Annotated in this window: 10 protein-coding genes; 9 read left to right on the top strand and 1 reads right to left on the bottom strand. The window is 68.4% G+C overall.

The genetic code is table 11. The features are described 5' to 3' along the window. Window positions 1–256, top strand: a 256-nt coding sequence (locus IEZ06_RS35080; protein WP_189240979.1) for a flagellar basal body-associated FliL family protein, incomplete at its 5' end; no start/stop codon positions are given. Between the two features lie 167 nt (window positions 257–423). Here IEZ06_RS35080 and IEZ06_RS35085 read toward each other — a convergent pair. Beyond that, the gene (locus IEZ06_RS35085) at window positions 424–1,554 is read right to left on the bottom strand and encodes a DegT/DnrJ/EryC1/StrS family aminotransferase (RefSeq protein WP_189240980.1); all 1,131 of its coding nucleotides are present in this window, start codon (window positions 1,552–1,554) and stop codon (window positions 424–426) included. A gap of 314 nt (window positions 1,555–1,868) precedes the next feature. Between IEZ06_RS35085 and IEZ06_RS35090 the strand changes: the two genes are divergently transcribed. From IEZ06_RS35090 to IEZ06_RS35125, 8 genes are all read left to right on the top strand, one after another. Continuing rightward, window positions 1,869–2,519 (top strand): VldE C-terminal domain-containing protein, encoded by a 651-nt coding sequence (locus IEZ06_RS35090; RefSeq protein ID WP_189240981.1) that lies wholly within the window; start codon window positions 1,869–1,871, stop codon window positions 2,517–2,519. A 219-nt stretch (window positions 2,520–2,738) separates the two neighbouring features. Further along, entirely contained in the window at window positions 2,739–3,113 is a 375-nt protein-coding gene (locus IEZ06_RS35095) for a BlaI/MecI/CopY family transcriptional regulator (protein WP_189240982.1), read from the top strand. Window positions 3,114–3,562: 449 nt separating this feature from the next. Next, a complete protein-coding gene (locus IEZ06_RS35100) occupies window positions 3,563–3,997 on the top strand; it encodes a hypothetical protein (RefSeq protein ID WP_189240983.1) in 435 nt (144 codons plus the stop codon). A 31-nt stretch (window positions 3,998–4,028) separates the two neighbouring features. Beyond that, window positions 4,029–4,931 carry an NAD-dependent epimerase/dehydratase family protein gene (locus tag IEZ06_RS35105; RefSeq protein WP_189240984.1) on the top strand — a complete coding sequence of 301 codons (903 nt, stop codon included), beginning with the start codon at window positions 4,029–4,031 and terminating at the stop codon, window positions 4,929–4,931. Window positions 4,932–4,994: 63 nt separating this feature from the next. Then, the gene (locus IEZ06_RS35110; RefSeq protein ID WP_189240985.1) at window positions 4,995–5,480 is read left to right on the top strand and encodes a hypothetical protein; all 486 of its coding nucleotides are present in this window, start codon (window positions 4,995–4,997) and stop codon (window positions 5,478–5,480) included. A 218-nt stretch (window positions 5,481–5,698) separates the two neighbouring features. After that, window positions 5,699–6,127: a hypothetical protein gene (locus IEZ06_RS35115; protein WP_189240986.1), complete on the top strand. Its 429-nt coding sequence runs from the start codon at window positions 5,699–5,701 to the stop codon at window positions 6,125–6,127. Window positions 6,128–6,231: 104 nt separating this feature from the next. Continuing rightward, window positions 6,232–7,746, top strand: a complete 1,515-nt coding sequence (locus IEZ06_RS35120) for a multicopper oxidase family protein (protein WP_189240987.1) — start codon at window positions 6,232–6,234, stop codon at window positions 7,744–7,746. 100 nt (window positions 7,747–7,846) lie between these two features. After that, window positions 7,847–8,482 carry a response regulator transcription factor gene (locus tag IEZ06_RS35125; RefSeq protein WP_189240988.1) on the top strand — a complete coding sequence of 212 codons (636 nt, stop codon included), beginning with the start codon at window positions 7,847–7,849 and terminating at the stop codon, window positions 8,480–8,482. Window positions 8,483–8,613 lie beyond the last annotated feature (131 nt).

Below are 8,613 nucleotides of genomic sequence, written 5' to 3' on the forward strand. Positions count from 1 at the left end.
TTCCGCACGTCAATCCCCAGATTCGCGGACTATCCCGCTACATCAACTGCGGAACCCCGGCAAGGAGGTCAAGGAGGCTCCCGATGGGAGCAAGGCCCTGGACCTGGCCATCAAGCAGTTCCGCAACAAGCCGGTGGATGAGCTGTCGTCGGAGAAGGCCCTGGATCTGGCCAAGCGGGAACTGGTGGAGAAGGTGGAGAAGGCCTACGAGGGCGAGATCATGGACATTTACTTCACCGAGTTCGTGATGCAGTAGGCGCCTGGCGACCGACGGCGGGTGCCATCCGCAGCCGCTCCGGTGCAGGGCGTGGCTCGAATCGGCCGCAGCCTGGCGGCTGGGGGTGTCGGCCGGTGGCCGTGGCATGGGCCGCGGCCACCCTGGTCGCAGGCATGGCGATCATTGTGTTTCGCCGCCCGGGATGATCATCTGGGCAACGGGGCCGGCTGAAGTCTTTCGACGATGGGAAGGGCGCGCCGGGCCTGGAGGGGGTCGACAGGCAGTACGTGCCGGCTCCACCAGCGTGCTGTCTCGGGTGTGGGTGACGGCTGCACGAATCGAGGTCCGGCGTAGTCGTCGTACGGTGGATCGTAGATGTAGCCGGTGGTGATGCCAGCTCGTTCCAAGGCCGCGACCGCGGCGTCCCGGTCCTCGACGAGCAAGGGCACGCGGAAGATCGGCTGCTCCAGATGCCCTCGTACCGCCCTGGCGGCAGCAGGAAGCGCCGCCAGTTGCTGAACCCCGGCAATGCGCCTTTTGTTGGCCTGCGGCAGGCGTTCCAGTCGGCGAGACTGATGCCATCGCGCCACCGGACCGGGCCGGCGGCGAAAGGCGTGCAGGTCCGCTCGGGCCCATAGGTCAAAGGGCGCCAGCGCCGGGGCACATCCGAGCGCCGCCGCCAGGTCATCGGCGCGCAGGCCGATGCGGTAGCCGTCCCGTTCCTCCTCCATGCCGAAGGCGCGGGCCAGACGCAGGGCGGGGCGTACCAGCCCGGAGCGGAGCGCGGCCTGGCGGGCCAGGGATCTGCTGACGGCGGCGATGTCACGCGCAAGCGAGCCCGGCTGGAGCAGCTCGTCACGTAGTTTCTCCAGCGCGCGCAGGTCATTGCGGTCCTCCACGACCAGGGCCCCGCCAGCCCCGGCGGCGGCGTGCTTGGAGAAGCTGAACACCCCGGCCACGCCGAAGGTCCCCAGCGGCCTGCCGTCCACAGTGACGTCCATCGCGTGGGCGACGTCCTCGATCAGCGGCTTTCCCGCCAGCTTTCGCACATCGTCGGGCAGGCCGTAGAGGTTGCTCGTCAAAACGGCATCCACCGCGTCCAGGTCCACGGCCGTCGTATCGATGTTGCCGTCGCAGGGTGACACCGGCGCGAGCACCGGATGCAGGCCGGCGGCCAGCACCAGGAAGAAAATCTCATCAGCCGAGATCGGCGACATCAGCAACCGCTGGCCCGGGGCGCACCAGTGACGCAGGGCGAGGTAGATCCCCAGCCGGTTCGACGGCAGGGACAAGCACTGGCGAGCTGTACGTTCGGCCACAAAACGCTCTGGTCTCATTCTCCCCCCTCGCTCTACTAAGAAATGTAGTAGATAGAGTGGCCGTCTCCGTCTTGAGCACCCGTCTTGAAACAGTGCTCCGCGAGCCCCATCGCCGCATCCGCCAGCGCATTCCGCCAGCGCCTGATCATGAATGTCGCGGGTGACGGGCAGAAAAGCTCAGGTCAGCGGCAGGGCTGCCGACGGGAGGAGTCAAGCACGGATCGCTTACCCGTTGTGCAGTGCCATGGACAGGCAGCCCTGGTCTCAGGACTGTGATCTATGCAGTGATCATAGTACTGGGGCACGCTCAGCTCACTGTGAGGACACCAGCGATGACCGAGGGTATCGCCGCGATCGCGGCACGCGTCACCCAGCTGCAGACTCAGTTCGCCCAATTGCAGGCCCGTCCCGCGGCGAGTGCCTCAGCACCAGACTTCGCGGCCACGCTCGCAACCGAAAAGAAGCGGCAGAGCGCCACCGCGCCCGCTCCGGCGACCACGACGGCGCCCACCCCGAGCGCAACCCCCGCTCCCGCTCCCGGCGCGACCGCCGTACCGCCGACCGCCACCGGCGGCGTCACCAAGACGCGGGAGCCCTCGAAAGTCATCGGCGGGGGCAGCCGCATCACGCCCACCATGCAGAAGGTGATCGACGAGATCGACCAGAAGTTCGGCAAGTTCCCCGTCATCGGTGCCTGGCGCGCCGACGGCGGCATGCCCGGCAGCGACCACCCCACCGGCAAGGCCGCCGACTTCATGCTCAACACCAACGGCCGCATGCCCTCCAAGGAGCAGCTCCAGCGCGGCTGGGACATCGCTAACTACGCCAAGGACAACGCCGAGCGGCTGGGCATCAAGTACATCATCTTCGCCCAGCACATCTGGAACCCCGACCGGGCCGACGAGGGCTGGCGCCTGATGAGTGACCGTGGCAGCGTCACCGCCAACCACTTCGACCACCCGCACATCTCCGTCAAGCGGTAAGCGCACCGGCTCTGCACGGCGGCAGGGCCGGGGACGGGAGGCCATGGTGCCGGCGACAGCCCGCGCCGGGCTCGACACAAGCCGTTGCCCGATATCCGTACGACCGCGGCGACGCCCCCCAGGGCGTCGCCGCGGCAAGCGTGAGGTGGCGATCCGCACAGCCCCCATCTACTATCTTATATAGGGCTTATGCCTGAGCGCTGGGAAGGAGGACGTGCGATGCTCGGACTCGGCGCACTGGAAAACGCGATCATGAGCCTCCTGTGGTCGTGCTATCCGCGGCCCGCATCCGTGCGCGATGTGCTCGAAGCGCTCCGCCGGGACAGGGATATCGCCTACACCACGGTCATGACCGTGATGGACACCCTGCACAGGAAAGGGCTGCTGGAGCGCAGGGCCGAGGGCCGGGCCTACATCTACCAGCCGGTGATGAGCCAGGAGTCCTACACGGCCGAGCAGATGCACGACGCCCTTGCCCAGGGCGGCAACCAGGCCGCCACCCTCGTGCATTTCCTGGAGCGCATGACGGCCCAGGAGGCATCCGCTTTCCAGGCCGCGCTTCAGACTGTCAGCCCACCCAGCCGTCACCGGTGATATCGCGATCCTCACCCCGCACGGTCTTGTTTGGCAGCCGTTCTGCGGCGAGCAGGCCGATCGGGCCCGCGCCCCCACCCCCGCCTGGTGCGCACCGGCGCCGAGGTGGCCACATACGGTCACATTTACTATCTATCGTAGTATTCAGGCTACACTGGCGACCGCGCCACGCGCCGGAGAGCCGAACCGACGATGGAAGCGAGGACGGTCCGATGCCTTCCGAGCAACGCCTGCAGTGCACTCTCCGAGCGGGAGTGGCGCGTGGCCGTGACCCGTTTCACCGATCCGCTCACGCAAGCGCGGCGCGAACGATCGACCTCCGCAGCGGCACGCGGGCACTGGTGCGGCTCCTTCACCGCGTGGACGCCTGATCGATCATGCGCCGGTTCCCCGCCGTTTCGCGCAGGTGGCCATGCTTGCTGCGAACGCCGTCACGGTCGCGACCCGCTTTGGGGACTGCGCTGGTCCTGCTGGTTTTCGGATACGCCCTTCCTGCCGCGGCCTTCGCCGGTGAAGTGCCGCCGGGTACCACGGCCGGCGGGGTCGACAGTGGGGGCCTGTCCCCTCGCAGCGCCGAAGAGCGGTTACGCCGCGAACTCGCCGCCCAGACGGCCCGGTCTCTCACGGTGGAGAGCGCCGACACCTCGGTAGCGGTGCAGTTCTGGAGCACCAAGCGTTTCGATATCCGCTCCAAGAGCTCGGCCCGCCACGACGTGCGCGGCTTCGCCACGCGGTCGGGCTCCGGTCCCGACTGCATCCCCATGCCCGGCGCCGAAGGCCTCTCGATCGACGCGTGGCGGATCTTCGTCAAGGACGGCGAAGTCGTCCGCAACCAGAAGTTCCACACGGTCTACGCCCTGGAACCGCGGCTGACCTGCTCATAAGAGCTATACGATCACGATGGAAGGAATTGCGATGTCCGCAACGCGTGTGCTGGTCACCGGCGGCACCGGGTTCATCGGATCCCATCTGCTGCGGCGCCTGAGCCTGATCGAGGCCGAGGTCCATGCGGTCAGCCGCCACACCCAAGATCCGAAATACGGTGAGACCTGGCACGTCGCGGATCTGCGGGATGCGGATGCGACCGCGAAGCTTTTCGCCTCCGCCCGGCCGGAGGTGGTGTTCCACCTCGCCAGCGAGGTGGACGGCGCCAGGAATACCGGCGTCGTCGTGCCCACGCTGCACAGCAACCTGGCCAGCACGGTCAACATCCTGACCGCGGCCGCCGACAGGCCGGACGTCAAAGTCGTGCTTGCGGGGTCGTCGGAGGAACCACGACCGGCCAACGGGCATGCGCCGGCGCCCTCGCCGTACGCGATGGCCAAGTGGGCGGCCACCGAATACGGGCAGCTGTTCCACCGGCTGTGGGACATGCCGGTCACCGTCCTGCGGCCCACGATGGTCTACGGCCCCGGCCAGCGGGACACCCGCAAGGTGATCCCGTACGTCACGTTGTGCCTGCTGCGCGGCCAGGAGCCCCAGCTCGGCAGCGGAAGCAAGCCTGCGGACTGGGTGTATGTCGAGGATGTGGCCGAGGCCTTCGTCGTGGCCGGCCGTAGCGACAAGGCCGCCGGGCGCATCCTCGACATCGGCACGGGCACGGGGCGGCCGGTCAAAGACGCGGTCGAGCTGCTCTTCCAGATCGCCGGCGGTTCCTTGCGGCCCCGGTTCGGGGCGATCCCCGACCGCCCCCTGGACATCGCCCAGATCGCCGACACCGCGCCGACGGCCGAAGTGCTCGGATGGCGGCCCGCCGTCGGCTTGGAGGAAGGGCTGCGCCGTACGGTGGCGTGGTACGCAGGCCGCCTCACCCGGTGAGGCTCCGGCTTTCAGCATCAGCGCGGCACCACCCGCATACCGCTACCCCGCCCAGGAGGAGATGTGCGCGTCTGGACCAGGCGGCAGTGGGCCGTCGCCGTCACGAGCGGCATGATCGCGGCCCTGGTCATCGGCACGCCCACCGCGATCGTGGACACCCCGTTCTTCAGCCGCATGACGCCGGTGTCGTGGTGGAACTACCCCGTCTGGATCGTCACCGCCGCGCTGAGCGGCCTCATCGTGGCCACCTACGTCGCTCCCGGACGGTCGAAGGCCGGACAGGCGGAGGGAAACAAGACCGTCGTCGGTGGCGTGTTGTCAGTTCTCGCCGTGGGATGCCCCGTCTGTAACAAGCTGATCGTGCTGGCGCTCGGCGCCAGCGGCGCGGTGTCATATTTCGCTCCGCTCCAGCCGGTCCTCGCCGCAGCCTCCGTGGCGCTCCTCGGCTATGCGCTACGCCGCCGACTTCAAACCATGGCGGCCTGCCCGGTGCCTCCGCCGCAAAGCCCGGTAACGCGCAGCGACCCACCCCCGACCCGCCATGGTTGATCCATAGAGTGGCCGCCGCAGCCGCGTCCCCGGCGCGGCCGGATTCACCGACGTCCAGCCGGGGGATTGCGCGACCTCCGGGGAACTCTGCACCTGGCCGTCTTAGAGCCCAGGTCACTACGGGTCGCATAAACTGCTATGTGGCGTAGTAGATGCTGGCCGGGGAGAGACTTCTGGATTCCTCACCCCTCCGCAGAGCCACAGGAAGGAGCAGACCGATGACCAACCGCCGCACGGCCTCCGGTCTGTTTTCCCGGCTCGCGCTGCTCATCCTGCTCGCCCTCGGGGTGGGATCCATGCATACGCTCGGGCACCCCACGCAGATGGAACACCCCTTCGGGGTGACGCACGTCATGCCCGGGACGGTCCATCAGGACCACCACCTCCCGGCGGCGGGCTCCGCCCCCGGGGCGTTCTCATCAGGCGACCTCCCCGCGCACGTTCCCTCAGGCGCACTGGACCCGCTGTCGGTGTGCGTCGCGATCCTTCTCGCCCTCACCGTTCTGGCCTCCCTCGCTCTCCACCGGCAGGCGCATTCCATCACGGCGAACGCGGCGGTGTTCGGACGGTGGAGGCGCCCGCTCGCCCGGCACGGCCGGCCGCGGTACGGGCTCCTGCTCTCTCGCCTGTCGGTCATGCGGATGTAGAACCCTCGGCCGGACACGACGACATAAAGCGATCATCCGCGCTCTTACCGTGTCCGGCCTTCGCGGGTCCTCATCCATACCGGTGATCAAGCGAGGCATCAATCATGCGATCGATCGATCGACGCACTCTTCTTCGCGGCGGCCTCGGGCTGGTGGGCGCCGCGGCGCTGACGGCCTGCACCACCCGGCGCGCCGAGGTCCCCAGCGCCTTCGTCTCCCCAAATGGCGCCGAAGTGCGCGCGGCCGAAGCCCGGCGGCGTCCCGGCGCGATTCGCGAGTTCCATCTGACCGCCGCCGAGCGGCAGGTGGATCTGGGCGGCACGACCGTAAGCACCTGGACCTACGGAGAGCAGGTTCCCGGAGCGCAAATCCGGGTCACCGCGGGCGAAGTCGTGCGCGCCCGGCTGTCCAACCGGCTCCCCGCCGACACCTCGATCCACTGGCACGGGCTGGCTCTGCGCAATGACGCCGACGGCGTCCCGGGCGTCACCCAGCAGCCGATCAAGCCGGGAACCGAGTTCGTCTACGAGTTCACCGCGCCCGACCCGGGCACCTACTGGTTCCACCCCCACTCCGGTATCCAGCTCGACCGCGGCCTGTACGCCGCGCTGATCGTCGAGGACCCCCGCGAGCCGCTCGGCTATGACGCCGAGTGGGTCGTCGTCCTGGACGACTGGCTGGACGGGGTGAGCGGCACCCCCGATGAGGTGCTCGCCGGCCTCACTGGCGGATCCGGCATGGACCACGGCGCCATGCCCGGCATGGGCGGCACACCCTCCCCCGGCACGACCGGTGATCACATGCTGATGGGAGCCAGAAGCCTGCTGCTCGGCGGTGACGCCGGTGACGTGCGCTATCCGCACTTCCTGCTCAACGGACGCCTTCCCGGCGCACCCGATGTGCTGCGCGCCAAGCCCGGCACCCGCCTTCGCATCCGGCTGATCAATGCTGCCGGGGACACCGCCTTCCGCGTCGCGCTCGCCGAGCACCGGCTGACCGTCACGCACACCGACGGCTTTGCCACCGAGCCGCTCGAGGTGGACACCGTGCTGATCGGCATGGGGGAGCGTTACGACGTGCTGGTCACCCTCAACGACGGTGTCTTTCCTCTGGTGGCCCAGGCCGAGGGCAAGGGCGCGGCCGCTCGGGGGCTGATCCGCACCGGCAAGGCCGCTGCCCCGCCCATCGACGCCCGCCCCGCCGAGCTCGACGGGGCGATCGCCCGCTATGCGCGGCTGCGGCCCGCGCCCGCCGTACGGCTGGCGCAGCAGGCGACGGACCGCACGATCAAACTGGAGCTCACCGGCGGCATGATGCGCTACGACTGGGGCTTCAACGGCCGCCGATACGACCCCAAGGTCATCCACACGATCCGGTCCGGCGAGCGGGTCCGCCTGTCGCTGGTGAACCGGACCACCATGTGGCATCCGATCCATTTGCATGGACACACCTTCGCCCTGGCCGCCACCGGTCTGCGCAAGGACACCGTCAATGTGCTGCCCAACCAGAGCGTGGAGGTGGACTTCGCCGCCGACAACCCGGGCCTGTGGATGCTCCACTGCCACAACATCTACCACGCCGAAGCGGGAATGATGACCTTGATCGGCTACCAAACCTGATCCGCTATGTACCCCCTGCCCGTATCAGTGGGACACTGCGGGCGAGGACGTGACCACGTTCACCCGGCCGCCCCGGGCACAACGAACGGGACCTGGGGGTATGAGCACCAAAGTCATCGTGCAGGCCGCGCCGCTCGTCGGCGCGGCCTGGCACGCGCTGCTGAGCTCCCAGCCAGGCATCGGCGACGTCCTCGTCGCCCACGGTGAGCAGCAGGCCGGCGCGTTGCTGACAGCCGCTCGGCCCAACGCCGCTCTGATCGACGTCACTTGCGAGCGGCCAAGCGTGATCGGTCGCCTGCACGACGCCTGTCCGCACATCGGCCTGCTGGTCTTGGTCGAGGCCTACACCGCGCAGGAGGTCGTCGACCTGCTGGCGGCCGGAGCATCGGGCTGCCTGACCCGTGACGGCACGGTCGCCGATCTGGTCAGCGCCCTCGTGGCCGTGGGACGGGGAGAGGTCGTCGTGCCGCCGATGCTGGCGACTCAGGCGCTGGCGGCACTGGCCAGGGGCGAACCGGTCTCCGATACGACGATCGATCGCCTGTCCGCTCGCGAGATCGAGGTACTCGGCCTGCTTGCCCGTGGCCTGACAAACAAGCACATCGCGCAAACGCTCTTTTTGAGCGTCCGCACCATCGAGGCCCATCTGCGCAACATCTTCACCAAGCTCGGCGTCACCACCCGCACCGAGGCCGCGCTGTGGGCGGTCAACCACGGGCTAGGTGAATCCACCTAGCCGAAGTCGCGCGCTCTCACCGAAGCACCTTATTCCGCCGACTCCTAGCGTCGAAAACACACCGCAAAGGTGAGCTTCCCCTCGTAGCGTGGAGACCGAACCGAGAGAGGTTTGGTCGTGGCAGGTACCAC

The sequence above is a fragment of the Planomonospora antibiotica genome, assembly GCF_014647955.1.
In the GTDB taxonomy this organism is placed as follows: Bacteria; Actinomycetota; Actinomycetes; order Streptosporangiales; family Streptosporangiaceae; genus Planomonospora; species Planomonospora parontospora.

Excerpts from the sequence above, each read along its gene's own strand:
- IEZ06_RS35125 (WP_189240988.1), top strand. The coding sequence starts at position 7,847 with ATGAGCACCAAAGTCATCGTGCAGGCCGCGCCGCTCGTCGGCGCGGCC.
- IEZ06_RS35115 (WP_189240986.1), top strand. The coding sequence starts at position 5,699 with ATGACCAACCGCCGCACGGCCTCCGGTCTGTTTTCCCGGCTCGCGCTG.
- IEZ06_RS35105 (WP_189240984.1), top strand. The coding sequence starts at position 4,029 with ATGTCCGCAACGCGTGTGCTGGTCACCGGCGGCACCGGGTTCATCGGA.
- IEZ06_RS35120 (WP_189240987.1), top strand. The coding sequence starts at position 6,232 with ATGCGATCGATCGATCGACGCACTCTTCTTCGCGGCGGCCTCGGGCTG.
- IEZ06_RS35085 (WP_189240980.1), bottom strand. The coding sequence starts at position 1,554 with ATGAGACCAGAGCGTTTTGTGGCCGAACGTACAGCTCGCCAGTGCTTG.
- IEZ06_RS35090 (WP_189240981.1), top strand. The coding sequence starts at position 1,869 with ATGACCGAGGGTATCGCCGCGATCGCGGCACGCGTCACCCAGCTGCAG.
- IEZ06_RS35095 (WP_189240982.1), top strand. The coding sequence starts at position 2,739 with ATGCTCGGACTCGGCGCACTGGAAAACGCGATCATGAGCCTCCTGTGG.